Here is a 24762-nt window from a genome sequence, read left to right as displayed (position 1 = left end):
AATCTCTCACCCACCAGCTCTTGACGAAAATCAGCGCGCCTGTTTGAGACTCCGGCGTAGATGGGCATCTGTGCATCGGGGAGCGACCAAGCAATGGGCAATCTGTGAACCGCATTCTACGTTGGCTCGCCGCCCTCATCCTGGCATCCGCCATATCCGGCTGCACCAGCGTTTCCTATTACGCGCAGTCGATCGAGGGTCATGTTGAGCTCATGGCGGCGCGGAAGGATGTCGGGAGGCTGATCCGCGATCCTTCGACGCCGGCGCCACTGCGCGCCAAGCTGACGAAGGCCGCCGCCATACGGCGCTTTGCCACGGATGAACTGGCGGAGCCCGATAACTCAAGCTACCGCTCCTATGTCGATGTCGGCCGGGACGATGTGACCTACGCCGTCTTTGCCGCGCCGCAATTCTCGCTCGCGCCGGTCACGTGGTGCTTTCCGGTGTTCGGCTGCGTTCCCTACCGGGGTTACTTTTCGCAGAAAGCGGCGGTTGAAAGCGCCGCCGAACTGCGTGGCAAGGGGCTCGACGTCTATGTGTCGGGCGTCACCGCCTATTCCACGCTGGGTTGGTTCAGCGACCCGCTGCTCAGCACCATGCTGCGCCAGGACGACACCTATCTCGCCAGCCTCATCTTCCACGAACTGGCGCACCAGAAGATCTACGTGAACGGCGATTCCGCGTTCAACGAGGCTTTCGCGGTTTCGGTCGAGACCAGCGGCACGAGGAAATGGCTGCGCGCCACCGGCAACCGCGCCGGGTTGCGCCGCTACGAGGCCGATCGCGCGCGCAGGGCGGATTTCCTGGCGCTGATCGCAAAGACCCGGGACGAGTTGCGCCAGGTCTATGGAAGTCCCCGGACCCCGGAGAAGATGGCGGCGGCCAAGGCAGCCACGATCGACAGGCTGCGGGCGCGCTACCGGCAGATGCGCGACAGGCGCTGGGCGGGATACCGCGGCTATGACGGTTGGTTCGACAGCCCGATCAACAACGCGAAGCTCGCCGCGACGGCCGTCTATGGCGAGCAGGTCCCGGCGTTCCTGCGCCTGTACGACCTGTGTTCCGGCGATTATCCCAGGTTCTATGCCGCCGTGCGGCGGATCGGCAATTTGCCTCAGGCTTCGCGGGCGCAGGCGCTGAGGACCGTGGCCGCGTGCCATTGAGGTTGATCTGCAAGGTCGCTCACGCAAGCTGTTATTGAGCGATGCCGGCTTGGGCGGCCAATCGTGTAGGTGGGGGACTGGCGCTGCCCTGTGCGATTACCTTCGGGAAGCTGCGCCTGTCGGCGCAACAGCCCGAAAAACAAAAAAAGGCCCCTTGCGGGGCCTTGTCGCAACATCTTCGATTGTAAAGCTCGGCCCTACGCCGAAAACGCGACCGTCACGCCGCGCTGCCTGAAATAGGCCTGCATCAACTTGCGGCCCTGGCGGTTGTTGTGCGCCAGCTTCGCCGGCTCGAACACTGCCTGCTTCAGCCCTTCCCGCGCCAGCGCGGCCTTGAGCGTCGCGATATGCTGGTCGATATCGGCATTGTCGGCGCGCAGCGAGGCATAGATGCTTTCGGTGGCTTCGGCCACGGTCGGTTCGCTCACTTCATGTCGTCCTTCGGTTGGTCGGCCGGCCGCTTAACACAGATTCATGGCCCGTCGATAGGGTTGGCGCCGTCGATGCACGGCAACCGCACCCTAAAAACAAAAACAAGGCCCCTTGCGGGGCCTTGTCGCGACAGCTTCGGTTGGAGAGCCCTACCCTACTTGCCGGACAACTGTTTCGCGTTCTCCGACGTGATCGCGGTGGTGTCCACGGTCACCGTGGCGTCCACGGAGGTGGCGCAGTCGAGCAGGATCTTCTTCGACATGTCGATCGCTTCCTTGGCGCCCGTCGGGTAAGTGAAGGTCGCCGCCCAGTCGCCCTTGGCGACGGCCTCGATGCCGCCCGCCGGGCCCGGCAGGCCGTCGGTGCCGATGATCTTGACGTCCTTGCCCGCGCCCTTGGCGGCGAGCAGCGCGCCGGCCGCCATCATGTCGTTGGAGGCATAGAGCACCTTGATGTCGGGATGCGCCTGCAGCATGGCCGAAAAGGCGGTCTGGGCTTTGTCCGGCACCCAGTCGGCCGCCTGCTCGGCAACGATCTGGATCTTCGGGTTGGCCTTAACGCCGTCCTTGAAGCCGTTAAGGCGCTCCACCGCTGGCGTCGAGCTCGGCAGGCCCTCCAGCACCGCCGCCTCGCCGCCATCGGGCAGCAGCTTCGTGGCGGTGAACTTGCCGGCTTCCTGGGCGATCTTGAAATTGTCGCCGCCGATGAAGGCGGTGTAGTCCTTGCCCGGGTCGCCCACCGTCTTACGGTCGAGCTCGATCACCGGAATGCCGGCATCCATGGCGCGCTTGACGGCGGGCGTCAGGGGCGCGGCCTCGAAGGGCGAGATCAGCAGCAGGTCGACCTTCTGGGTGATGAAGTTGTCGACCTGCGAGGTCTGCGTGTTGACGTTGCCGGCGCCGTCGGCGATCTGCAGCGTGAATTGCGGCACCTGCTTGGCGGCCGCCGTCAGCTCGTCATTGACGTGCTGGCGATAGGGTTCGGCGTTGTTCGCCTGCGAAAAGCCGATGACGAACTGGCCGTCCTTGGAACAGGCCTTCACCAGCGGGTTCGCCGCCTGCGCCGCGCCCGCTACGCACAGGCCGGCGCCTGCCAGAAGTGTGGCGACGAGCACCCGTCGCGATCCTTTCGATGTCGTTCTCATACTTTCGTCTCCTCCTCGTCCGGGCAGGGGGTTGCCGGACCTTGGTTGCTGCCGCCAGCCTCCTATCGTCCCAATCCCTCGCGGCGGCGCACGAGGGATTGAAGCACTGCCGCCAGCACGATGATCGCGGCGGTCGCGAGCAACTGCGTGGCGGGGGTGATGTTGTTGAGCTGAAGGATGTTAGCCAGGGCGCCGAGCATGATGGTGCCGGCAACCGTGCCGACCATGGAGCCGGCGCCGCCGAACAGGCTGGTGCCGCCGATGACGACGGCGGCGATGGCCGTCAGCTCATAGCCCATGCCGTCATTGGCGCTGCCGAAATTGAACTGGCCGGCATGCACGATGCCGGCCAGCGCCGAGGCAAAGCCGGTGATGGCGTAGACGGAGACCTTCACCATCGACACGGGCACGCCCGAAATGCGCGCGGCGCGCTCGTTGCCACCGACGGCGTAGACGTAGCGGCCGAAGCGCGTGGTGTTGAGCACGACGGTGGCGATGGCCGCGAAGACCACGAAGACGATGGTCGCCACCGGCACGGTGTTGTCGAACAGCCGCTCGCCCAGCACCGCGAACACCGGCGGCGCGAGACCCGGCCCGTCACCATAGGAGATGTTGATATACTGGTTGCCGGACACGATGAGCGCCAGGCCTCGCGCCGCCTGCAGGCCGGCCAGCGTGACGATGAACGGCTCCAGCCTGAAGCGCGTAGAGATCGCGCCCTGGACGATGCCGAAGACGATGCCCATGACGAGCACCGCGAGGATGGTCGGGATCAGGCCGAAGCCACCGGAGATCATCATCGAGGCGGTGACGACGCTGGAGAGGCCAAGCACCGCGCCGACCGACAGGTCGATGCCGGCGGTGATGATGACGAAGGTCATGCCGATGGCGATGATGCCGGTCTCCGACACCGCGCGCACGATGTTGGCGATGTTGTCGGGGTTGAGGAACAGGATCTCGCCGTGGCGCCTGGGCGAGAAGATGATGCCGCCTATCGCCACCAGCACAAGGCCGATCAGGCTCTGGAAGCGCACGATGACGGCAAGCGGGTCGAGGCGCCTGGCCGGCGCGGCGGCGGGTACCGAGGGGCTCGCCGCCACCGAAATCTTCTGGTCCGACATCAGGCCTCCCTGCCATTTGCCGCGGCAAGCACGGTTTGCTCGTCGACGCCGCCGCTGAATTCCGCCACATTGCGCCCCTGGCGCAGCACCACGATCCGGTCGCAGAGCCCAATCAGCTCCGGCATCTCGCTCGACGCGACGAGGATCCCCAGCCCTTGCGCAGCGAGCGCGCGCAGCCGCGCGTAAATCTCGCCCTTGGCGCCGACATCGACGCCGCGCGTCGGCTCGTCGAGCAGCAGGAGCCGCGGGTTGCCGAGGATTTCCTTGGCCAGCACCACCTTCTGCTGGTTGCCGCCGGAAAGCGCGCCGACGGCGATGTCAGCGTTCTTCGGCCGGATGTCGAACTGGCCGAAGGACTGGCTGACGGCCTCCGCCTGGCGGCGCGGCGACATCAGCCCGGCCGGCGAGATGCGGCGGATCACCGACATCACCAGGTTGAGGCCGACCGCCATCCTCAGCATCAGGCCGCTGCCGCGCCGGTCGTCTGTGACGAAGGCGATGCCCGCTTTGCGCGCCGCCCTGATGGAGTCGAGCTTGACCGGCCGGCCTTCGACCGCGACTTCGCCCTGCCAGCGCCCGGCCAGGCCGGCGCCATAGAGAGCGGAGAGGAGTTCGGTGCGCCCTGCCCCCATGATGCCGGCAAGACCGACGATCTCGCCTTCCCTCACCTCGAGCGAAATACCGTTCGGCGGCTGCCAGCCGGCGCTCTGGTTGGCGAGCTTGAAGCTCGCATCCTTGAGGCTGAGCAGCGTCTTGCCGGAACTTCTGGCGCGCGCGGGGTAGAGTTCGTCCAGTGGTCGCCCCACCAGGAGCCGCACCAGCTCGGCCTGCGGCGCGTGCGGCTCGGTAACGCCGGCGACGCGGCCGTCGCGCATCACGGTCACGCGGTCGGCGATGCCCGGCACCTCTTCCAGCCGGTGCGAGATGTAGACGATGCCGACGCCGGTGGCGGCAAGCTTCCTCATGATGTCGAACAGCCGCTCGACCTCCGCGACGGTAAGCGCCGCAGTCGGCTCGTCCATGATCAGCACGCGCGACGCATAGGACAGCGCCTTGACGATCGCCACCACCTGGCGCTGGCCGATGGAGAGGTCGGCGACAAGGCGCGCGGGGTCGATGGCAAGCTCGATCGCTTCCAGCCGCTTCCTCGCCTCGCGGCGCATGGCCGGCACGTCGAGCAGCCCGCCCGGCCGCATCAGCTCGCGGCCGAGGAAAAGGTTCGCCGCGACGTCGAGCGAAGGCACGAGGTCGAGTTCCTGGAAGATGGTGGCGATGCCGGCGGCTTGTGCCTCGCGTGGATTGTTGAGATGCACGGGCTTGCCGTCGATGCGGATCTCGCCCTCGTCCGGGGTGTGGACGCCCGACAGGAGGTTCATCAGCGTCGACTTGCCGGCGCCGTTCTCGCCGAGCAGCGCGTGGATCTCGCCAGCGTTCAGGTCGAAGTCGACGCCACGCAGCGCCTGCACGCCGCCGAAGCGTTTCACGGCGCCGGTGACGGAAAGCAGCGGCGCGTTCATGCGGGCCTCGCTTGGGTCGGGGCCGCGCAGGATTGGCGCGTCTTTAGCGTTGCCGAGAGCCGCACCGCGCGCGGCGCGGCGTCGCTGGCGGCGATCCGCTCGCTAAGCAATGCCGCCGCCTGCCTGCCGATCTCGGTGCAGGGCTGCTCGACCAGGGTCAGCCTCGGCTCGAAACAGTCGGCCCACTCGAAATCGTCGAAGCCGACCAGCGACAGGTCGCGCGGGATCGAAAGACCCTTCTCGCGGATGGCGCGGACTGCCCCGATGGTGGTCATGTTGTTGCCGGTAACCAATGCGGTGGGCGGCTCGGGCTGCGACAGGATCGCGTGGGTCGATGCCGTGGCGCTCGCCGTGTCGACATTCTCCGGCGAGACATAGCGCGGCTGCCACTCAAGTCCATTGGCCTGCATCGAGGCGCGGAACGCCTCGATGCGTTCGCGGGTGGTGGCCAATCCCGGCTGTCCGGCGATATAGCCGATGCGCCTGTGGCCGAACGACGCGACATGGTCGATGAGTGAGCGCATCGCCGTCTCGTTCTCGACGCCGATCTGGTCGAAGCGGTCGTCGGCGAAGCGGTCGATGAGCACGCAAGGCAGCTTCTTCTCGGCCAGATAGCCGATCGCGCGTTCGGGCGAGCCCGATGGCGCCAGGATCACGCCATCGACGCGGCGCTGATGGAAGGCATGAACGACCGCAAGCTCGCGCTCGGGGTCTTCCTGCGTGTCCGACAGGAAGACCACGAGGCCCAGCCGCGCGCATTCGGCCTCGACCGCGCAGATGATGTCGGTGAAATAGGGATTGGAGATCGCCGAGATCGCGAGCCCGACGCTGCGGGTCGAGGCGCCCTTCAGGGACCGCGCCAGCTCGTTGGGCTGGTAACCCATGGCGGAGATGGCGTCGTTGATGAGCCGCGCCTTCTCGGGCGAGACGAAACGGGTGCGGTTGACGACATGGGAGACGGTCGACACCGACACGCCGGCGCGGCGCGCGACTTCAGCCATTGTCGGCATGAGTGCCTTTACGGAGTGCCGGCAAGCGCTCCTCCCTAGTCGCGTTTCCCGTCCCGCTCTCCGGCGGGTCCAACAAAACCATAGAGTCATCGAAACGTTTGCGCAATCGATTCGATGGCAGGTTTCAAAAATCCTTCCAACCGTGCCGAAACGCCGTTCGAGGCGGCCGCCGCAGGGCCCTCCTTGCCGTGCAACTTGACCGCCCGAGGAAAATCGGCCCGCGCGGAACAAAGAGCGCGCATCGGCAGTTATCTTGTTCGTCCAGCAAATCGCGACGCTCGGGCGGGAGCGTCACACGGCCCGCATCTAGGAGCCTTCATATGAGAGTTGCAGGCGAACGCGCGTTCATACGCTCCGCCCCTTCGCTCCGACCCGCCCTTTCATTCGTGTGACGGAGCCACACATTGCCCCGCGGACCACAGTCGCCCTGCCTGGTCGTGCCTGCGTTGGCAATGCTGGCGGGCTGCGCGGGCGGAGTGCTCGACCCGCAAGGCCCCATCGGCGCAGGCAACCGCACCATCCTGCTCAACTCGCTGGCGGTGATGCTGGTGATCGTCATCCCGACGCTGGTGGCGCTGCTTGCCTTCGCCTGGATGTTCCGCGCCTCGAACCGCAACGCCCGATACGATCCGGCATTCACGCATTCGGGCCGGATCGAGCTGATCGTCTGGTCGATCCCGACGCTCACCATCCTCTTCCTCGGCGGGTTGATATACTACGGGTCCTTCCACCTCGATCCGCGCAACCCGATCGATCCCAACCGGCCGCCGCTTGAGGTCCAGGTGGTGTCGCTCGACTGGAAATGGCTGTTCATCTACCCCGACCAGGGCGTGGGAACGGTCAACCAGCTAGTCGTCCCGACCGGTGTGCCGGTTCACTTCAGCATGACCTCGGCCAGCGTGATGAACACGTTCTTCGTGCCGCAGCTCGGCAGCATGGTCTACGTCATGAACGGCATGCAGACCGAACTGAACCTCCAGGCCGACCGGGAGGGCGAATATTTCGGTCTGTCCGCCCATTTCAGCGGCGACGGCTTTTCGGACATGAACTTCCGCGTGCGGGCGGTCTCGGCGGACGCCTTCTCCAGCTGGATCTCATCGGTTCATGGCGGAGGCGGCGTGCTGAACGCCAAGGCCTATCGCGAGCTGGCCCGGCAGAGCATCAACACCCCGCCCGCTTCCTATGGCCATGTACAAGAGGGGCTGTTCGACGCGATCGCCCGCCAGGTGCTCTCGCCGGCTCCGGGCCCCGCTGAAACGACGGCCGGTGAGCAGCAGGTGAGCCCCAAGGCAGAGCCGCCGGCGGCCATGCAGCCCGCAGCCATGCAGCCGCAGCCCAGGCAGGGAGGTTGACGATGCTCGGCAAGCTCGATTGGTCGGCCATCCCCTTCGATCAGCCCATTCCCTTGGGCGCGGCGCTGGTCGTCTTCCTGGCGGCCGCGGCGGTGCTGGTCTGGATAACCGTCAAGGGATTCTGGCCCTATCTCTGGAACGAATGGCTGACTTCGGTCGACCATAAGCGCATAGGCGTCATGTACATCGTGCTGGCGATGCTGATGTTGCTACGCGGCTTCGTCGACGCCGTGATGATGCGCGCGCAGCAGGTGCTGGCCATCCACGGGCCAGGCTACCTGCCGCCCGAGCATTACGATCAGATCTTTTCCGCTCATGGCACGATTATGATCTTCTTTGCCGCGATGCCCTTCGTCATCGGGTTGATGAATTTCGTGGTGCCGCTGCAGCTCGGGATCAGGGACGTCGCCTTCCCGACGCTGAACTCGGTCAGCTTCTGGTTGACAGCGTCGGGCGCCCTCCTGGTCAACGTCTCGCTCGTCGTCGGCGAGTTCGCCCGAACCGGCTGGCTGCCCTATGCGCCGTTGTCGGAGACGACGTACTCGCCGGGCGTCGGCGTCGATTACTATCTCTGGTCAATCCAGATCTCGGGCGTCGGCACGCTGCTGACCGGCGTGAACCTTGTGACGACCATCCTGAAGATGCGCGCGCCGGGCATGGGATATCTGCGCATGCCGATGTTCTGCTGGACCTCGCTCGCTTCGAACCTGCTCATCGTCGCGGCTTTCCCGATCCTGACGGCGACTCTCGCCATGCTGACGCTCGACCGTTATCTCGGCTTCCACTTCTTCACCAACGAGGCCGGCGGCAACCAGATGATGTTCGTCAACCTCATCTGGGCCTGGGGCCATCCGGAGGTCTACATCCTCGTGCTTCCGGCTTTCGGGCTGTTCTCCGAGATCTTCTCGACCTTCTCGTCCAAGCCGCTGTTCGGCTACCGCTCCATGGTCGCGGCGACGATGTTCATCTGCATCGTCTCCTTCATGGTCTGGCTGCACCACTTCTTCACCATGGGCGCCGGCGCAAATGTCAACGCCGCCTTCGGCATCGCCACCTCGGTCATCGCGGTCGGCACGGGCGTGAAGATCTACAACTGGCTCTTCACCATGTATGGCGGGCGCGTGCGCTTCGACACGCCGATGCTGTGGGCGCTCGGCTTCGTCACGACCTTCACCATCGGCGGCATGACCGGTGTCCTGCTCGCCGTGCCGCCAGCCGACTTCGTGCTGCACAACTCGCTCTTCCTCGTCGCGCATTTCCACAACGTCATCATCTCGGGCGTGCTGTTCGGGGCGTTCGCCGGCTTCACCTACTGGTTCCCAAAGGCCTTCGGCTTCCGGTTGCATGAAGGCTGGGGAAAGGCCGCGTTCTGGTTCACGCTTGCCGGCTACATGCTGGTCTTCGTGCCGCTCTATATCGTCGGCCTGCTCGGCATGACCCGCCGTCTTCAGCACATCGACCTCGACCTGTGGACGCCGTGGCTGGTGGTGGCGGCCTTCGGCATCGTCGTCATGATCGTCGGCGCCGCTTGCCAGGTGGCGCAGCTGGTCGTCTCGATCAGGCACCGGGACGAATTGCGCGACGAGACCGGCGACCCCTGGGACGGGCGTTCGCTGGAATGGTCGACATCCTCCCCGCCGCCCTTCTTCAATTACGCGCATATGCCTCAGGTGGAGGATGAAGAGCCCTTCTGGACCATGAAGCAGAGGGCGATCGAGGAACCGAAGGAGGAGGCCGAGCAGCCCTACGAGCCGATCGAGATGCCGCGCAACAGCCCGACCGGCTTCGTCACCGCCTTCTTCGCCACGCTGATCGGCTTCGCGCTGATCTGGCATATCTGGTGGCTTGCGATCGTCGGCTTTGTCGGCGCCTACGTCACCTTCGTCGTCTTCGCCTGGCGCGAGCATGGCGACTACGAGATCCCCGCCGAGGAGGTCGAGCGTCTCGACCGCGGCCGCAGGGCCGCGCAGCTTGCCTGGATGCGCAAGCGGGAGCGTGTGGCATGAGCGATCACGCCCTCTCCAGCGACATTGCCGCCGGCGGCGCCAGGCAAGCGCCTTACAGGGTCGGTCACGGCGGGCATGGGAACGGCCTGTTCATGGCGACCGGTCACGGCGAAGGCGGCCCGGCCTCGAAGTTCGTGACGGTGGCCTATGGCTTCTGGATCTTCCTCTTGTCCGACATCGTCATCTTCTCGGCCTTCTTCGCAGCCTATGCCGTCCTGTCCAAGCAGACTGCCGGAGGGCCTACCGGCAAGGACCTGTTCGAACTCACGCGCATCGCTGCCCAGACAGGTCTCCTGCTCACGTCGAGCTTCACCGGAGGCCTGGCCACGCTCGCCATCCACCGCAGGTCGCTTGCCCGCACGCAGGTCTGGCTGTTCGTCACCGGCCTGCTTGGCGCCGCCTTCCTCTTCCTCGAGGTGCAGGAATTCGCCGCCATGATCGGCGAACAGGCAGGCCCTTCGCGCAGCGCGTTCCTGTCGGCGTTCTTCGCCCTGGTTGGTTGCCACGGAACGCATGTTGGGCTCGGCCTGCTGTGGCTCGGCACCATGATGGCGCAGCTTTGGGTCAAGGGATTCCGACCGGACGTCTTGCGCCGGCTCCACTGCTTCGGCCTCTTCTGGCACGCGCTCGACATCATCTGGGTCGCCATCTTCACCCTGGTTTATCTCCTGGGAGTATCACCATGAGCGAAATCGACAGCAGGGCCGAGGAGGCCTTCGATCGCCGCGATTCAGCGCCCGGCGAGGAATTCATCACCGAGCATGAGCCGGCGGGAGGACTGGCCGGCTACCTGCTCGGCTTTGGCCTGGCGATCCTTCTGACGATCGCCTCCTTCCTCGCCGCGCAGACCCACCTGATCTACCAGCCGGCGGTGATCTCCGCGCTGGTGGTGCTCGCCATTGCGCAGATGGGCGTGCACCTGGTGTTCTTCCTGCACATCACGACGGGCTCGGACAACACCAACAACATCCTGGCGCTTGCCTTCGGCGTGCTGATCGTCGCCCTCGTCGTGATCGGCTCGGTGTGGATCATGGCCCACCTGAACCTGAACATGGCTTCGATGAGCGCGCATCAGGCCGGCACGATGCCTTAGGGTAATTCCGCCCGCTATCCTTACGAGGTCAGCGCCAGCCAGGCCGTTCCGGCGGCGAATGTCACGAGAGTCAGCGGCAGGCCGACCTTGAAGAAGGCCGAGAAGGAGAGTTCCTTGCCGGCCGCCTTCGCCTGCTCGGCGACGATGAGGTTGGCGACCGAGCCGAGCAGCGTGAAATTGCCGGCGAGCGTCGAACTCATCGCCACGACCAGCCAGGCGCGCTGCGGGTTTTCCAGGCCGGGGATGAAGGGCCTGAGCGCCAGCACCGCCGGCACGTTGCTCATGATGTTGGAGAGAACCGCCGTAAAGCCGGAAAGCCGCCAGACATCGTCGAGGCCGATGTTCTTCGCCGAGGCTATCATGTCGGGGGTCAGCAGGGTCTTTTCCGCGCCCGCCACCACCACGAACAGGCCGGCGAACATGAAGAGCAGCGGCCCGTCGATCTCGCGGTAGATGCGCTGCGGCTTGATCGCCCGGGTGACCAGCAGGAAGGCGCCGGCGATCAGCGCGGCCTTCGCTACCGGAACGCCGGCGAAGAAGGCGATCGCCAGCGCCACGCAGACGATGGTCGCCTTCGCGACCTGGCCCGGCAGCATGCGGCCGCGATAGACCTCGGGGCTGAGTTCGGCCGGGCGCGAAAACTCGGCGTGGTAGACGATGCGTATGATGACGATCACGGCCACGAGGCCGAACAGCGCCACCGGCGCCAGCGCCGCGGTGAAGGAGGGGTAGGAAATGCCCGAGAGCGCGCCGATCACCATGTTCTGCGGGTTGCCGGTGATGGTGGCGACGCTGCCGCAATTGGAGGCGGTGCAGGTGGCGATGAGATAGGGAACCGGGTTGCGGTTGATGAGCCGGGTGACGTGGACGACGATCGGCGCCATCACCAGGCAGATCGCGTCATTCACCAGGAATGCCGAAAGCACGCCGGTGAGCAGCGTCACCATGACGAGCAACATGAAGGGCGCGTGCGCATGCTCGATAGCGAAGCCGCCGAGCGCCCTGAATGCGCCCGAGACTTTCAGGTGCGCCACCACGATCATCATGCCGAGCAGCAGCGTGATGGTGTCGAAATTGATGGCGCGGTAGGCGTCTTCCATGCCGATCGCGCCGATGGCGATCATGGCCGCGCCGCCGAGCAGCGCGATGCCGGCACGGTCGAGGCGCAGGCCTGGGAAGCGACCGACGGCGACGCCGGCATAGGTGAGCACCAGGATGAGAAGCGCGCCCGCGCCCGTCCATGTCATGGCCGAGAGTTTCCTGTTCCCTACCCCGCGCGGCAGAATCTGCCAGCGTCTTTCGCGGAACAGCTTTAGCGATGGCGACGCAAAGGGAAAGCGCCGAAGCGGCTGTCGGGATTTTCGCCGCCGTTCAGCCGGCTGAAACTTCCTTGTCCGCGCGTCATGGCTTTTACATTCTTGCTGGCTAATGCAATAATTTCTGAAACATCGGACCGACAATCCAGTCACGTTGGGGACTAAGAGGATGAACACGGTCATCGAAGCGGGCCCTCGCGTCTCGCGGGGCGGGAAGGCGCTGTCCTCGACGGAATGCCGGCGCTGCCACGGCGCCGGGAAGGTTTTCGTCTGCGCCCGCTGGCTCAGCTCCAGCGGCCATTGCTGCCCGGAAGGCACGCATCGCCCGAACTGCCCGGGACAAAGCGTCGATTGCCTGGAATGCCGCGACGACCGGCCTGCCTAATGGCACGACCAAGGAGTTCCCCGCCCCTTTCTGACACGACAAACAAGGGGCCGTCATTAAAGTTTGACATAGGCGAACTCACGTAGATACCTGCACTAATTGCCATTTCAGGCCTGCCTATTGCGCTCTGCCCTGCCGCCGCTTACCACTTGCCGAAAATGCGGTTTTCCCAGGTCCGGCCACTACAATGATCGCACGACTGCGACGCGCCATGCGCTGGCAAGCGCTTCCGCTGCTTGCCGGGTTTGCCGTTGTCGTGCTGATCGTCGGCGCGCGCGCCATCCTTGCCGAATCCCAGATCGCCGATCGCGAAGCCAGCCGCGAAGCCATCGAAGCGCAGCAGCTGCTTTCGAGCCTGCTTTCGCTTACCCAGGACGCGGAGACTGGCCAGCGCGGCTATCTGCTCACCGGCGAAAAAAACTACCTCGCGCCGTACCGGCAAGCGACGGATGCGCTGCCAGCATTGCTCAAGCGCATCGACGATATGTTTCCCGCAGGCAGCGACCGGGCCCAGCAGGTTGCCGGCATCAAGGACGCGCTTGCCCGCAAGCAGGCCGAGCTCGCCGAGACGATAAGGCTCTACGATACAGGTAATGCGTCCAAGGCGCTGGACATCGTGCGCGGCGGCCGCGGCAAGCTGGAGATGGACCAGATCCGCGCCAACATCGATGCGATAAGGCGTATCGACGGAGCGAGCCTCAGCGCTCGCGACGAGCGCATGCAGCAGATCGAGGGCTGGCTGCGCACCGGTTCCTTTGCGGCGCTCATCGGGATCTTCCTGCTCGGTGTCTACACGATCCGCGAGTCCGCCCGCCGCTTCCGGCAGGTCGCCGACGCCCAGGACGCGTTGAGCGCCAAGAACCTTGCGCTGCAAAACGAGATCGAGACGCGCGAAAAGGCGGAGTCGCAGCTTCGCCAGGTGCAGAAGATGGAAGCGGTCGGCCAGCTCACCGGCGGCATCGCGCACGACTTCAACAACATGCTCGCCATCATCACCAGCGCCATGAACCTGGCGCAGCGCAAACTGGCCCGCGGCGAGCGCGATATCGGGAGTTTCGTCGAGGCGGCGGCGGACGCGGCCGCCCGCGCGGCCAACCTCACGGCGAGACTGCTGGCCTTTTCGAGGCAACAGCCCCTGGCGCCGCAGATCGTCGACGCCAACCGGCTGGTCACCGGCATGTCCGATCTCCTGCGCCGCACGCTCGGCCAGGCGATCGAGATCGAGACGGTGCTGGCCGGCGGACTATGGAAGACGCATGCCGATCCTAGCCAGGTCGAGAACGCCATCATCAACCTTGCGGTCAACGCGCGCGACGCCATGGATGAGAAAGGCAGGCTGACCATCGAGACAGCCAATTCCTACCTCGATGAGGCCTATGCGACGTCGCATCCGGAGGTGAAGGCCGGCCAGTATGTGATGATCGCGGTAACCGACTCCGGCGCCGGCATGCCGCCTGACGTGATGGCGCGGGCCTTCGAACCCTTCTTCACGACCAAGCCGGTGAGCAAGGGAACCGGCCTGGGATTGAGCCAGGTGTTCGGCTTCGTCAAGCAATCGGGCGGACATGTGAAGATCTATTCGGAGCCCGGCGAAGGCACGACGATCAAAATCTACCTTCCCCGTTTCACCGGTCCGGACGAGGCGGCGCCTGTTACGAGAGCGGGCGGCAAGGTGGAGGTCCCCGCGACAGGAACCGTATTGCTCGTCGAGGACGATGCGCGCGTGCGGGCAGCCACGGCGGCGCTGCTGCTGGAGCTCGGCTACACCGTTGTCGAGGCCGTCAGCGGCGAGGAAGCGCTGCACAAGCTCGGCGAGAACCCGGCGATCTCCCTGATGCTGACCGACATCGTCATGCCGGGCATGAACGGACGCCAGCTGGCGGAGGAAGCAAGGCGCAGGGGGCCGCTCAAAGTGGTGTTCATGACCGGCTTCACCCGCAACGCGGTGGTGCACAACGGCGTGCTCGACCACGACGTCCATTTCATCGCGAAGCCCTTCACGCTGGACCAGTTGGCAGCCAAGCTCAGGGATGTGCTGGCAAGCCACTGAGCCGGAGGGGCATCAGATGCGGCCAAGCAGCACCAGGATGATCACGATAAGCAGAATGAGGCCCAGGCCGCCACCGCCATAATAACCGGTACCGTAAAACGGCCCACCGCCCAGCCCACTGAAGCCGCCGAGCAGCGCAAGAATAAGAATAATGATGATGATCGTGCCGAGACCCATGATCTTTTCCTCTTCGATTGCGCGACATGCGCTTGTCTACGAGATCATGAACTCGAAAATGGCAGGCTAGTTCCGCTCGATATTTCGTTATTGTTTCGTTATCGAGGGTCAGCGCTGCTTGATGAGACGATCGGCCCTGGATTTGCCTCCAGTCCCTTGGGAGCCATCAACATAAGCGCGACCGCGATGGCGATCGAGGCGATGATCGTGGCGGTGCTGGCGACTTCCTTCATGGTCCACCTCATTGCATTCGACGGTGCTGATAAACGCGCTTGATCGTCCCGCGTTCCGAAATGAGGAGCGTCGGCGCCGCCGGAACCATTTGCGGGCCGGCCGCGTTGGGGGCAGCCCGTTTCGGGCGGCGCGTGGAGGCAGGCATATGGGTTCATCGATCCTAATAGGCATACTGATCACCTTCCTGGTGATCGTCCTGGTGCTCTATCTCGTGCAGCGACTACCGCTCGACGGCCGTACGCGGCAGATCGCGCAGGTCGTCATCATCATCATCGGCATCATCTCGCTGCTGAGGTATCTTGCCGTCTTCTAGGGTCGGCCCATATTCGTCACCGGAGCACAGTGAACGTCCGGTACGCCATGAAGAGCCTTTCAATCACCGTCGTCGCCAGCATCGTATTCTGCGGCGCCGCCCAGGCCCGGCCCGACACGCGCGCCATGACCTGCAGCGAGACGCAGGCGCTGATCCAGAGCCGTCACGCCATCGTGCTCACCACCGGGCCCGATACATATGACCGCTACGTGCGCCAGTACGGCAACGAGTGCGACTCGCCGGAAGTGCCAATGCCGGCTTCCGTTCCGGCACGGGACGGACCGTGCAGCGTCTACCGCTGCGATGAGCCGGCCTTCGATTTTCCGAACTGAGAACGTATGTCGGCTTTTGGTGGCGCGGGGCCGGAATCCTCGAGACCCGGACTTCAGGCTGACAGCCGCGAGCGCTGGTTGCATCCGCTGCTGGAGCGCGCGTCCGAGCATGACAGGTTCGCTGCCGATTCGTTGCCGCGGGCGACGGTCCGGCCAAGATTGGCCTGCAGCGGCAGCAAATACAGACTTAGGCCCCTAATCCGGATACGACCTAAGTCCAATCGCAAAATGTGCTCCGCTTCCCTGGCTGGTAAAATTTCCGAGAGCGATCCGGCGCCGGGCCGCCTCATCCAACCCTTTTCGTCGGTTTCAACCGGCGGTCGGTTTGCCGGCATGATGGCCGCCTTTAGCATTTGTGGCGCGGCGAACCTTCTGGAGGCCGCACGGGCCGGCGCGGCTTGGGCAACATCATCAGCATTACCGCGCCGGCCTTGTAAGTTATAAGAAGTTCGATTTCCTCCAGCTCCCAATGCGAATACAACCCTTGATTTTGCTTAACCTGTTTCAGGCATTGCTTATCCAGTGAAGTACCATCTTCCGGTTGGAATTTTGAAATTTTAAATTCTTTTGACGCAAGAATTTTCTCCTGCATTCCAATTCTGGTTGTGCTGACTACGCTATCTTTACAAAATAGCAAACATGGCAGGAAATGATTTCTGGCCCCCTACAAAAGGCCACCTTTGTTTCTTGTGAAAATTGGGACATAGTATTTGCGAATCTTGATGCCGGACGGGGCAATTTCAATGGCGTCGGCGACTGAGCGCAGCCGCTCCTTGCATATGCGGTATCCACCGATCGACGGGTTCTGGACCTGGGACATCAAGCGCGACCGGGTTTATGGCGACGCCAACCTGTCCGACTATTTCGACCTGACGCTCGACGAATTCTCGCACGGCGCGCCGCTGGAGAGATGGATGGAGAGCATCGATCGGGACGATCGCATGCGCGTCCGCCTGGCGATCCGCAGGGCCGTCGAACGGCGTGCTGGCTTCCGGGAAATCTACAAGGTCCGCTCGCAAAAGATGGGGCTGCGCAAGATCCTCGCCGTCGGCCAATGCTATGTCGACGGCACCGGCGAGGCGGCGCTCTATCCCGGCTGGTTCGTCGACCTGACCCAGGACTCGGTGTCGGAGGAGCATTCGCTGCGCGAGATCCACAGCCACGTCGAACAGGCCAGGGAAATCGCGCAGTCGATCGGGCACGACATGCTTTCCTACCTGCTGGACAACGTCCAGGAGGAGGTCGGGCAGAAGCTTGGCGAAGGATCCAGGAGGCGCAAATCGTCCTGATGTCCTCGCTGGCGGTTTTGGCCCCGCTTTTTGCGTCAGTTTCGCGGCGAGAGCTTTCCGCATCTGGCGACCTCGGCCGTCACCATGCGCGCAAAATGCGACTGAGGCGACCGACGCTCGATAAGCCTGGCCCGCTCCAACGCGGCATCGCCGTAGAACTCGATCAGGACACCGGCCGCCCTGGCGGCGTCCGCGCGCAACCTGCCGACATCGGCCGGTCCGCTCTCGTTGGAGGGCTCGCTCCTCGCAATCACGTCAAGCATGGCTTGCAACTTGTCGGGAGTGCTGCCCTCGTCTTCGTGCATGATCGCTTTCCGATTGGGCGCGTAAAATATCGACATTTCAGCGGAATGTCCAACAGGTTCGTTGATAATGCGTCCGTGCAACCGGGTACATCTTCGACGTGAGTTAGACCGCAATCTTCATGCAAACATAACCGAGCCAGAGTTAGAATGCCGACATTGGGGGCACCGATGGACCAACCAAGCAAAATGGAAAACCTGCAGTTCGCGCAGGGGATCTTGCGGGAGCTTCGACAGAAAGCCGAAGCCGACGGCGAGAAGCTTCTGACCTACCTAATCGACATGGCCTATCTCGAGGCCAGCGACCGCATCCGTGCGCATTGGATCGGCAGCCACGACACCGAGAGCCGCCGGGCCAAGGGTTAGAAAGCAAAAAAGCCCGCCATGCCTTTCGGCACGGCGGGCGGGACAGGGATGGCCGCAAGTGCCCCGGAAAGCTTCCGGAGCATTGGTGCTTTGAGCGCAGTCGCCGTGGAGTGGACGGTCAAAGCGCGTCGCGTCTAGACGAATTCACATGACGCGCTTCAAGCATTTCCAATGCAAGTCGTTGTCCCAAAACCGCCGCGCACTTTTGGGCGACATGCATTAGGACGCCACGGCCTTCTGGCGAACCGGCAGCTTCCAACCCGGGCGGACGAAATGGCAGGTGTAGCCGTTCGGGTAGCGCTCGAGATAGTCCTGATGCTCGGGCTCGGCCTGCCAGAAGGCGCCGGCCGGGGCGAGTTCGGTGACGACCTTGCCCGGCCAGAGGCCCGAGGCCTCGACATCGGCGATGGTGTCCTCGGCAACCTGCTTCTGCTCCTCGCTTGTGTAGAAGATCGCCGAGCGATAGCTCAAGCCGACATCGTTGCCCTGGCGGTTCTTCGTCGTCGGGTCATGGATCTGGAAGAAGAATTCGAGCAGCGTGCGGAAACTGGTCTTGGCTGGATCGAAGATGATCTCGATCGCCTCGGCATGGGTGCCGTGATTGCGGTAGGTCGCGTTGGGGACGTCGCCGCCGCTGTAGCCGACCCGGGTGGAAATCACGCCGGGAAGGCGGCGGACTAGGTCCTGCATACCCCAGAAACAGCCGCCGGCGAGGATCGCGCGTTCGGAAGAAGCCATGTCATACCTCCTTTGGGATTTCCCATAGGTGGGCATTCTTGCGTGGTTCTTCCAGCGGCTCAAGCAGCAATGGGCCGACGATCGACGATTGAGGGGTCGAATGCGAAGGCCCGCCAGCCGACAGCCGCGGGCCTTCGCTGTCAGGGTCAAGTGTTGCGGCCACGGTCTCCGCCGCGATTGTCATGGTCGTGGCCCGAGCCGCCCAGGCAGCTACTGTCGCCTGCGCCGCAACAGCGGCCAGCCCAGAGCGCGTTGGTCGGCGTGTTGTCACATTCGGTCCGTGTCGTCTGCTGAGCGGCCATCGCGGAGCCGGCCAGGGCCGATATCGCCGCCGCGGCGAGAAGCGTATTGCGAAGCATCTTGGTCATGTGAACTCTCCGTGTTGCGTGGTGCCTGTCTACGCCCATGTGTCGTGCGATGGCGTGAGTTGGTTCACGGAGGTTGCAAAATATTCATCCGACGCGATGCGCTGGCCGTCAGCGCGATCCGCCAAAGCCACGAATTGACATGGCCGCGGATCGGGTGATCCTCTCGAACAAGGGGGCACGCCGATCGAGACAGGAGGAATGCCAATGTCGTTCGACTACTGCCACCCGACCGCGCCGCACAAGAAGCTGCGCATTCCGAACTGGTATGTATCGAGCCTGATGATGGACCGGGCGCTGGACGCGGTGGCGCGCAGGGTCAAGAAGCTCGACCGCGAGCACGACATTCCCTACCTGGCAGGCTACTCGAAAGACGGCAAGACCATCTATATCGACCGGCATATGCCCAGCGAATGGACGTATAAGGGCCGCAAGATCGACACCGACCGCTTCCTCCTTCTGCACGAGGAAGTGGAGAAGACGCTGATCGACCAGCTGGATCTCCATTATCTGCACGCCCACCAGATCGCCACGCGGGCGGAGGAAGCGGCGGTGCGGGCGGCCGGCATCTCCTGGCGCGACTATGACCGCTTCATGCAGAAATATGTGAAGACGATGGACGATGAGCGCCTGGCCAAGGTGCCGGCCGATCTCGACTTGAAACCCTATCGCGACGAGCACGACACCGAGCTTCTGGAGCGGATGGCGAAATGCGTCGAGAAGGGCCTTGTCCCCGATGGGCGCGACGGCGCCAAGCTGCACGCGACCATCAAGAACCAGCTCGGGGATTTGCTGGCACACTCGCATGCCCATTTGCATGAACCGCGCAAACCGGGCAGCGCGGCAAAGAAGCCCGCGGTGCGGAACGGCTCGAAGACGCGCGCACGATAGCCAAGAGGACACCACCCGACGACCGGCGCCTTTGCGGAGTGGTCTCAATCGGCCGGTGGAGCGCCCCTGAACCTGCGCACCAGCAGCTCGAAGACGATGTCGGAGAACCGGTCGAGACTGTTTTCACTGGCATCGAGATTCCGGGAAAATTCCTTGGGCAGCATGGTCAGCACGACCTTCAGGTACTGGTCGGGCTTTTCCGCCCGCACCGCGGCGATGACGCCGGCGCCATGGGCGCGGAAGTCGGCGCGAAGTGCTGCGGCAAAGTCGTCGCCCAGAGTCTTTTTCGAGCGCTTCGGGCGGGGTGTCGGAGCGTCGGCGGGCTTGGGCTTGGCCGCTGTGGGCCTTACGCTGGCGGCCTTGCGCCGAACCTTGCGTGCACCGTCAGCCATCGACTGCCGCGCCGGATGCTGACGCCTTGGCGGAAGTCCTCGCCTTGGCGGCCTTGCCCGCCGGCTTCTTGCGCGGCCTGGTGCGGGCGGCCTTCGGCGACGGGAATTGTTCGGGCTGGCGAACCGCCTTCAGCCTAGCGGTGGTGGTGATCACGGCCGCCGGGTGGAGACCCTGCCGCGGAAAGCCAAAGCCGGCGACCGCGCCGACCGGCCCGCCGCGCACCATGCCGATCAGAACGCCCGGCGCCACTTCCTCGACGCGCCCGGAACGGAGCGGCATGTGCGAGCCCTCGAATTCGCCAATCGCGCTGACGATCTCGGCGCCGTCATCGGCGGTGATGATGGTGGCATAGCGTGGCATGGAGCCTCCGGGCCTGCGGACAGATTGGAAAAGCCGAGTTCCTTGGCGCCCCCCTCTGTCCTGCCGGACATCTCCCCCACTTGGGGGGGAGATTGGACGTCACCTTGGCTTTCGCCAATCTCCTACATTGGAGGAAAGGGCGCCGGCACCGGCACAGCCAATCTCCCCCCTTGAGGGGGAGATGTCCGGCAGGACAGAGGGGGGTGCTGTCCCGCCGGCGCTCAAAAAACAAAAACCCGCCGGGCGGCGGGTCGTTGGCGCAAATCAGCACCATGGACAAAATAGTAGCATAGCTGCCTTCACCTGGCAACACCATTTAGGTAAATTTTCCTACATATCCTTAAACCCTTGCCCCGCAAGCTCCTGCGACCGCGATGCCGGCAGCCCAGTGCGGCCGGCCGGGAACCCGCTGGACTTTTGTCGGAACCAACGCCGATCCGATGGGTTGCCCCCCTTGGTCGCTGCAGCGCGACCGCTCGCAACAAGGAGCAAACGTCTCGTTACGTAAGGAGAAGACCATGCTCACCAAGATTCTCGCGGCTTCGGCCCTGACCCTCGGTCTCGCCACGGCGGCGATGGCCCAAAGTATGGACAATACCGCCATGGGCGGCAGCGGCCAGTCCGTGACCGTGGACCCTAAAACCCCCGCCAACCCATCGCCCGACGAAATGGCGCCCGACATGAGCACCACCGGCAGCATCACAGGCGGCCCGGTCTACAACGACGGCATGAATTCAAACGCCGACCGTAACTGCGCGCCAGGCCCGCAGGGCGCCCAGCCGGATGCCAACAACCTGTCGCCCGGCACGACGGCGCCCACCGTCAACGACAACAATTGCGGCAAGTAAGCAGCGCCGCCCGTTCGCCGCAAAGGCCGTGGAGCAAGCTTCACGGCCTTTGCTTTTTGCGGCCAGGGCGCGGGGCTCCGGGAACCATGGGCCGTCCTGGCCGTTGCAGGAAGCAAACAGGAGAAACCCATGGCAGACGATGAAACCAGTGCGGCCAATTCAGGAAACGGCAACGCGAAGACCCGCGCCGCGCGCGGCGGTGGAGCTTCGCGCAGCAGCGCCAGGGCTTCCGGCTCTGCGGAAGAGGCGATGAAGAAACAGATCGCCGAGTTGAAGCGCGAGGTGGGCCGGCTCAACCGAGCGCTTTCCGAACAGGCGGAAGAGGTGACCGAGGCCGCGGAGGGCTGGTATCACAATGCAGCTGACCGGGCCTCCAACATGTACGCCGGCGCCTCCGACCGGGCGACGCGCGCGGCCAGGCAGTTGCGCAGCCAAGCCAACAGCGTCTCGGAAACCGTGCAGCAGAATCCGGGCACGTTCTCGACCGCGGTTTTGCTGGGCGGCCTGTTCGGCGTGCTGATCGGCCTCGCCATCGGCCGGAATTCCGACCCGGATCCTGACTGGTTCCGCCGCTGGCAGCGCTAACCCGGCGGGCCGCCCACAGGTGGCCGGCGCCAAGCGGAGGCCGGGCCCTTGGCCCGGCCTTTGCGCGGGCTGGTCATTAGCCGGACCTTATGGGATCATTCCGCGAGGGAATCGCGGAGAGCGGCATGGACAGACCTGCCATGGCATCCGTCTTTCGGATGCGGCATGTGCCAGCAAGCATTTCGGGCGTTCGCAGCCTGGGCAGGGGCCAGGCCGATCCGATCTTTCATTCGCGGCCGCTCGGCGAAGCCATCCGCTTTGTCGCCCAGGCCGACGGCCAATACGACCTCAGCGCCGTCGCAGTCGCCTACGGGGACCGGCAGACGCCACCGCTCGGCAGCCGCGAGGTCAAGCAGCTCTGGGCCGAATATGGCCAGCGCCTGATGGAGGCGTAGTTCGCCATTGCCGCGCGCCGGCTTTGGTGGGATGCTCGCAGGCGTTTCCATCGAGGGCTGTCAGCCATGGCAAAGGGCAGTGGAATCCTTGGATCGTTCATCCCGTCGATCCCCGGTGTGTCGACGAAAGTGTGGGTGCCGCCCACGCCGAAACAGCCCCAGAAGCCATCCGGCACATCCAAGCCGCCGCCTCCACCGAAGAAATAGGCGACGATCCGGCCTAGCCCGAGCGAAAGTCGCGAAGAGCGTGAAACGGCACAGCCGCGCTACTGCCTCCTGAAGCGCAGATCGAGGCTGTAGATGTTGTCCGCGGGGATGATCGTCATGGAGTCGCCCCAGACCACGTCGCTCGTATCGGGATGCGCGGTTGCGGTCTTCCTGCCGTTCGCGCCGCGCCTGTAGGTGTGGGTGACATACATGGTCACCGCGCCGTCCGGCGCCACCATGAAGGGTGCGATCGCGGCATTGGCGAATTTCGCGGTATCGTCGCAAAACAGCTCCCGACCGTCCTTCAGCACCGCTGTCACCTGGGTCACCTCGTGCTCGGTGTCGGCGGCAAGCGTCATCCACACGGTCGCATCGTCGTCGGCATAGCTGATGCGGGCGCGGCGGTAGATTTCGCGCAGCAGCGGCCGGCCGATGACGCGCCAGAGGATCGCCGCGACCACGGGGGCCGCTATTGCCGCGACGATCGAGAGTTCCGTCGAAAGGTAGGGCGACAGATATTTGGCCGCCAGCGACGCGACGATGCCGAAGGCCACCGTCAGAAAAACGATATCGACTTGCTGGTGCTCCTTGCGGATGCCGACATAGGCCACGAGGTAACCGAGATACCCGCCGCCGAGCGCGATCTGCACCGGAAGCGACACTTCGAAGAACTTGTCCATCGCCCTGCCCCGCCCCTGCCGGCGGCCCGGCCGCCGGTCTTTCGTCAACTGCTCGCCGCAGCCAAGTTAGCGCGCCGCGCGGTTTTCGAACACTGGATTATCGCGCTGGCGGCGCCCGGATCGTATGACCGAAGCCGCCGTCCCGGATCGGAAAGGCCGTTCGCGCGTTCTTCAAGCCTGATCAATGGGAGGACGCGCCATGAATGTCGCCAACCTGCAACTCGAGGGCCTGCTGATGGCCGTCGCGGCAATCAACCATGTGCTGGTGCGCAAGGGTGTGCTGACCGTCGAGGAGATCGACATCGCGCTGCGCAAGGCCGAGGCCGGCGAGACCAGCGAGGAGCGGTCGGAGGGGATGTCGGCGTCGAGCCGCGACGCCGTCAATTTCCCGATCCGGCTGCTCGAGCTCGCCAACCAGTGCCAGCCGGAGGCCGACATGCCTTCGTTCTCGAAGCTGGCGCGCATGGTCGGCCAGATGAAGGAACCGTATAACGACCAGATGTGAGAGCGGCTTGCGGCCACACCGCTCCTGCGCTTAGCTGCGGCCCTCTTACCCGAGTGGAGGCCGCAATGCTCAGCGTCCGGCAGGCTCAGTCCAATGCGCAGCTCGACGATGTCCGCACGCTGATGCGGGCCTTCGTCGGCTGGCATCGCGAGCGGCATGCCGACGACATCGCGCTGATTGATCGATACTTCGACGCGGCGGAATTCGAGCGCGAACTTGCGGGTCTGCCCGGGAAGTACGCGGCGCCCGAAGGCAGCCTGCTCGTCGCGCATCTCGACGACGAGCCGGCTGGCTGCGTCGCCATGCGCGATCTTGGCGAAGGCGTCGCCGAGATGAAGCGGATGTTCGTTCCCGTTTCGATGCGCAAGCGCGGCGCCGGCAAGGCGCTGGCCGAGCAGATCATCGCCGACGCCAGGCTCGCCGGCTACCGGCGAATGCGGCTCGACACCAGCATCCACCAGTCGGAAGCCATGCAGCTCTACGAGAAATGCGGCTTCCGGCGGATCGAGCCTTATTACGCGCTGCCTGACGACATGAAGAACTGGCTGGTGTTCTTCGAGCTGGCGCTCTGAGATCGGCCCCTCGCCCCGCCGCCTGGTCCGACCTCGTGGCTCACGCCCTGCCCGGCCAGCCCTGGCGCACGGCAAGCACGCTGCCCGCTCCATGGACCGCGGCGTAAAGCAGGCCGGCGGCGAAAGGGAAATGCGACATGAAAGCGCCGAACTCGGCCTGGTCCGCCGCCCAGTGCGATGGGCCGTGGAAGGCAAACCCGAGGAAGATGACATAGACCGCGCCGATCAGCGCGAGAGGCGCCATGACGGCGCCGGTGAGGAAGGCGATGACCAGCAGCGTTTCGAGGATCGCCGCGCACCAGGCGAGGAACAGCGGGAACGGGAAGCCGGCGGCGGCGATATAGCCGGCCGTGGCGCCCATATCCATGAACTTGAACGCCACCCCCATCGCGAACATGGCGGCAAAGATCAGGCGGGCGATAAGAATGGCGGCGGTCTGCCAGGTCGATTGCGTGGTTTCCACGATGTCCTCCGGTTGAAGCGGTTCGATGCCCCAAGGACGGACGAGGCGCGGCGGTTCCGACAGGGGGATGGCGAATTGTTTATGCTGGAGGGACAGCACCCCTCTCTGGCCTGCCGGCCATCTCCCCCTCAAGGGGGGAGATTGGCTGTACCGCCGAA

Annotated in this window: 31 protein-coding genes; 16 read left to right on the top strand and 15 right to left on the bottom strand. The window is 64.5% G+C overall.

Annotated features, from left to right (window positions below; genetic code table 11):
- Positions 1–104: 104 nt before the first annotated feature.
- Complete coding sequence (locus Q0L57_RS13790; protein ID WP_296743480.1) at positions 105–1163, top strand: aminopeptidase; 1059 nt, start codon at positions 105–107, stop codon at positions 1161–1163.
- Between the two features lie 197 nt (positions 1164–1360).
- Here the strand turns inward: Q0L57_RS13790 and Q0L57_RS13785 are convergent, their stop codons facing one another.
- From Q0L57_RS13785 to Q0L57_RS13765, 5 genes are all read right to left on the bottom strand, one after another.
- On the bottom strand, positions 1361–1591 hold the full coding sequence (locus Q0L57_RS13785) for a hypothetical protein (RefSeq protein ID WP_296743478.1): 231 nt from the start codon (positions 1589–1591) through the stop codon (positions 1361–1363).
- Positions 1592–1749: 158 nt separating this feature from the next.
- Entirely contained in the window at positions 1750–2739 is a 990-nt protein-coding gene (locus Q0L57_RS13780; RefSeq protein WP_296743476.1) for a substrate-binding domain-containing protein, read from the bottom strand.
- 62 nt (positions 2740–2801) lie between these two features.
- Positions 2802–3860, bottom strand: coding sequence for an ABC transporter permease (locus Q0L57_RS13775; protein WP_296743475.1), 1059 nt, complete (start codon positions 3858–3860; stop codon positions 2802–2804).
- Positions 3860–5377: a sugar ABC transporter ATP-binding protein gene (locus tag Q0L57_RS13770; RefSeq protein ID WP_296743473.1), complete on the bottom strand. Its 1518-nt coding sequence runs from the start codon at positions 5375–5377 to the stop codon at positions 3860–3862. Before Q0L57_RS13770 ends, Q0L57_RS13775 begins: the two co-directional genes overlap by 1 nt.
- On the bottom strand, positions 5374–6387 hold the full coding sequence (locus Q0L57_RS13765; RefSeq protein WP_296743471.1) for a LacI family DNA-binding transcriptional regulator: 1014 nt from the start codon (positions 6385–6387) through the stop codon (positions 5374–5376). Before Q0L57_RS13765 ends, Q0L57_RS13770 begins: the two co-directional genes overlap by 4 nt.
- 404 nt (positions 6388–6791) lie before the next feature.
- On the opposite strand from Q0L57_RS13765, the gene cyoA reads away from it, so the two are divergent.
- The 4 genes from cyoA to cyoD are packed head-to-tail and all read left to right on the top strand — an operon-like array spanning position 6792 to position 10838.
- Positions 6792–7739, top strand: coding sequence for a ubiquinol oxidase subunit II (cyoA, locus tag Q0L57_RS13760; protein ID WP_296743470.1), 948 nt, complete (start codon positions 6792–6794; stop codon positions 7737–7739).
- Between the two features lie 2 nt (positions 7740–7741).
- Positions 7742–9745 carry a cytochrome o ubiquinol oxidase subunit I gene (gene cyoB, locus Q0L57_RS13755; RefSeq protein WP_296743468.1) on the top strand — a complete coding sequence of 668 codons (2004 nt, stop codon included), beginning with the start codon at positions 7742–7744 and terminating at the stop codon, positions 9743–9745.
- Complete coding sequence (locus tag Q0L57_RS13750; protein WP_296743466.1) at positions 9742–10431, top strand: cytochrome (ubi)quinol oxidase subunit III; 690 nt, start codon at positions 9742–9744, stop codon at positions 10429–10431. The genes cyoB and Q0L57_RS13750 overlap by 4 nt, the downstream gene beginning before the upstream one ends.
- On the top strand, positions 10428–10838 hold the full coding sequence (gene cyoD / locus Q0L57_RS13745; RefSeq protein WP_296743465.1) for a cytochrome o ubiquinol oxidase subunit IV: 411 nt from the start codon (positions 10428–10430) through the stop codon (positions 10836–10838). Before Q0L57_RS13750 ends, cyoD begins: the two co-directional genes overlap by 4 nt.
- A gap of 20 nt (positions 10839–10858) precedes the next feature.
- Here cyoD and Q0L57_RS13740 read toward each other — a convergent pair whose 3' ends face one another.
- Positions 10859–12085 carry an anion transporter gene (locus tag Q0L57_RS13740; protein WP_296743463.1) on the bottom strand — a complete coding sequence of 409 codons (1227 nt, stop codon included), beginning with the start codon at positions 12083–12085 and terminating at the stop codon, positions 10859–10861.
- A gap of 641 nt (positions 12086–12726) precedes the next feature.
- On the opposite strand from Q0L57_RS13740, the gene Q0L57_RS13735 reads away from it, so the two are divergent.
- Entirely contained in the window at positions 12727–14589 is a 1863-nt protein-coding gene (locus Q0L57_RS13735) for a CHASE3 domain-containing protein (protein ID WP_366940906.1), read from the top strand.
- A gap of 12 nt (positions 14590–14601) precedes the next feature.
- On the opposite strand, the gene Q0L57_RS13730 is transcribed toward Q0L57_RS13735, so the two are convergent.
- On the bottom strand, positions 14602–14766 hold the full coding sequence (locus Q0L57_RS13730; RefSeq protein ID WP_296743461.1) for a DUF3309 family protein: 165 nt from the start codon (positions 14764–14766) through the stop codon (positions 14602–14604).
- Positions 14767–15145: 379 nt separating this feature from the next.
- On the opposite strand from Q0L57_RS13730, the gene Q0L57_RS13725 reads away from it, so the two are divergent.
- Together Q0L57_RS13725 and Q0L57_RS13720 are read left to right on the top strand one after the other, a co-directional pair.
- Positions 15146–15313: a Thivi_2564 family membrane protein gene (locus Q0L57_RS13725; protein ID WP_296743460.1), complete on the top strand. Its 168-nt coding sequence runs from the start codon at positions 15146–15148 to the stop codon at positions 15311–15313.
- Between the two features lie 47 nt (positions 15314–15360).
- Positions 15361–15645 carry a hypothetical protein gene (locus Q0L57_RS13720; protein ID WP_296743458.1) on the top strand — a complete coding sequence of 95 codons (285 nt, stop codon included), beginning with the start codon at positions 15361–15363 and terminating at the stop codon, positions 15643–15645.
- 346 nt (positions 15646–15991) lie between these two features.
- Here the strand turns inward: Q0L57_RS13720 and Q0L57_RS13715 are convergent, their stop codons facing one another.
- Complete coding sequence (locus tag Q0L57_RS13715) at positions 15992–16237, bottom strand: hypothetical protein (protein WP_296743456.1); 246 nt, start codon at positions 16235–16237, stop codon at positions 15992–15994.
- A gap of 151 nt (positions 16238–16388) precedes the next feature.
- On the opposite strand from Q0L57_RS13715, the gene Q0L57_RS13710 reads away from it, so the two are divergent.
- Positions 16389–16934: a hypothetical protein gene (locus Q0L57_RS13710; protein ID WP_296743455.1), complete on the top strand. Its 546-nt coding sequence runs from the start codon at positions 16389–16391 to the stop codon at positions 16932–16934.
- 35 nt (positions 16935–16969) lie between these two features.
- Here the strand turns inward: Q0L57_RS13710 and Q0L57_RS13705 are convergent, their stop codons facing one another.
- Positions 16970–17239 carry a hypothetical protein gene (locus Q0L57_RS13705; RefSeq protein WP_296743453.1) on the bottom strand — a complete coding sequence of 90 codons (270 nt, stop codon included), beginning with the start codon at positions 17237–17239 and terminating at the stop codon, positions 16970–16972.
- Between the two features lie 186 nt (positions 17240–17425).
- On the opposite strand from Q0L57_RS13705, the gene Q0L57_RS13700 reads away from it, so the two are divergent.
- Entirely contained in the window at positions 17426–17602 is a 177-nt protein-coding gene (locus tag Q0L57_RS13700; RefSeq protein WP_296743452.1) for a hypothetical protein, read from the top strand.
- Between the two features lie 219 nt (positions 17603–17821).
- On the opposite strand, the gene msrA is transcribed toward Q0L57_RS13700, so the two are convergent.
- Both msrA and Q0L57_RS13690 read right to left on the bottom strand, forming a co-directional pair.
- Complete coding sequence (msrA, locus tag Q0L57_RS13695; protein ID WP_296743450.1) at positions 17822–18340, bottom strand: peptide-methionine (S)-S-oxide reductase MsrA; 519 nt, start codon at positions 18338–18340, stop codon at positions 17822–17824.
- Between the two features lie 146 nt (positions 18341–18486).
- Positions 18487–18708 carry a hypothetical protein gene (locus Q0L57_RS13690; RefSeq protein ID WP_296743448.1) on the bottom strand — a complete coding sequence of 74 codons (222 nt, stop codon included), beginning with the start codon at positions 18706–18708 and terminating at the stop codon, positions 18487–18489.
- Between the two features lie 204 nt (positions 18709–18912).
- Between Q0L57_RS13690 and Q0L57_RS13685 the strand changes: the two genes are divergently transcribed.
- Complete coding sequence (locus Q0L57_RS13685) at positions 18913–19596, top strand: hypothetical protein (protein ID WP_296743446.1); 684 nt, start codon at positions 18913–18915, stop codon at positions 19594–19596.
- Between the two features lie 44 nt (positions 19597–19640).
- Here the strand turns inward: Q0L57_RS13685 and Q0L57_RS13680 are convergent, their stop codons facing one another.
- Complete coding sequence (locus Q0L57_RS13680) at positions 19641–19988, bottom strand: hypothetical protein (protein WP_296743445.1); 348 nt, start codon at positions 19986–19988, stop codon at positions 19641–19643.
- Complete coding sequence (locus Q0L57_RS13675) at positions 19981–20349, bottom strand: hypothetical protein (protein ID WP_296743443.1); 369 nt, start codon at positions 20347–20349, stop codon at positions 19981–19983. Before Q0L57_RS13675 ends, Q0L57_RS13680 begins: the two co-directional genes overlap by 8 nt.
- A 518-nt stretch (positions 20350–20867) precedes the next feature.
- Between Q0L57_RS13675 and Q0L57_RS13670 the strand changes: the two genes are divergently transcribed.
- The 3 genes from Q0L57_RS13670 to Q0L57_RS13660 all read left to right on the top strand — a co-directional run bounded on the left by Q0L57_RS13670 (position 20868) and on the right by Q0L57_RS13660 (position 22177).
- On the top strand, positions 20868–21197 hold the full coding sequence (locus Q0L57_RS13670; RefSeq protein WP_296743442.1) for a hypothetical protein: 330 nt from the start codon (positions 20868–20870) through the stop codon (positions 21195–21197).
- Positions 21198–21326: 129 nt separating this feature from the next.
- Complete coding sequence (locus Q0L57_RS13665) at positions 21327–21782, top strand: hypothetical protein (RefSeq protein WP_296743440.1); 456 nt, start codon at positions 21327–21329, stop codon at positions 21780–21782.
- A gap of 125 nt (positions 21783–21907) precedes the next feature.
- Complete coding sequence (locus Q0L57_RS13660) at positions 21908–22177, top strand: hypothetical protein (protein WP_296743439.1); 270 nt, start codon at positions 21908–21910, stop codon at positions 22175–22177.
- 266 nt (positions 22178–22443) lie between these two features.
- Here the strand turns inward: Q0L57_RS13660 and Q0L57_RS13655 are convergent, their stop codons facing one another.
- The gene (locus Q0L57_RS13655; RefSeq protein WP_296743437.1) at positions 22444–23064 is read right to left on the bottom strand and encodes a hypothetical protein; all 621 of its coding nucleotides are present in this window, start codon (positions 23062–23064) and stop codon (positions 22444–22446) included.
- 199 nt (positions 23065–23263) lie between these two features.
- On the opposite strand from Q0L57_RS13655, the gene Q0L57_RS13650 reads away from it, so the two are divergent.
- Together Q0L57_RS13650 and Q0L57_RS13645 are read left to right on the top strand one after the other, a co-directional pair.
- Positions 23264–23569 (top strand): hypothetical protein, encoded by a 306-nt coding sequence (locus tag Q0L57_RS13650; protein WP_296743436.1) that lies wholly within the window; start codon positions 23264–23266, stop codon positions 23567–23569.
- 65 nt (positions 23570–23634) lie between these two features.
- Positions 23635–24141 (top strand): GNAT family N-acetyltransferase, encoded by a 507-nt coding sequence (locus tag Q0L57_RS13645; protein WP_296743434.1) that lies wholly within the window; start codon positions 23635–23637, stop codon positions 24139–24141.
- Between the two features lie 40 nt (positions 24142–24181).
- On the opposite strand, the gene Q0L57_RS13640 is transcribed toward Q0L57_RS13645, so the two are convergent.
- Positions 24182–24604 carry a DoxX family protein gene (locus Q0L57_RS13640; RefSeq protein WP_296743432.1) on the bottom strand — a complete coding sequence of 141 codons (423 nt, stop codon included), beginning with the start codon at positions 24602–24604 and terminating at the stop codon, positions 24182–24184.
- Positions 24605–24762: the final 158 nt, after the last annotated feature.

Origin of the sequence: Mesorhizobium sp. (genome assembly GCF_024509055.1) — a bacterium.
Lineage (GTDB): Bacteria > Pseudomonadota > Alphaproteobacteria > Rhizobiales > Rhizobiaceae > Mesorhizobium.
Note: the sequence above shows the minus strand (reverse complement) of the source record. Positions and strands in the feature narration are given on the sequence as shown.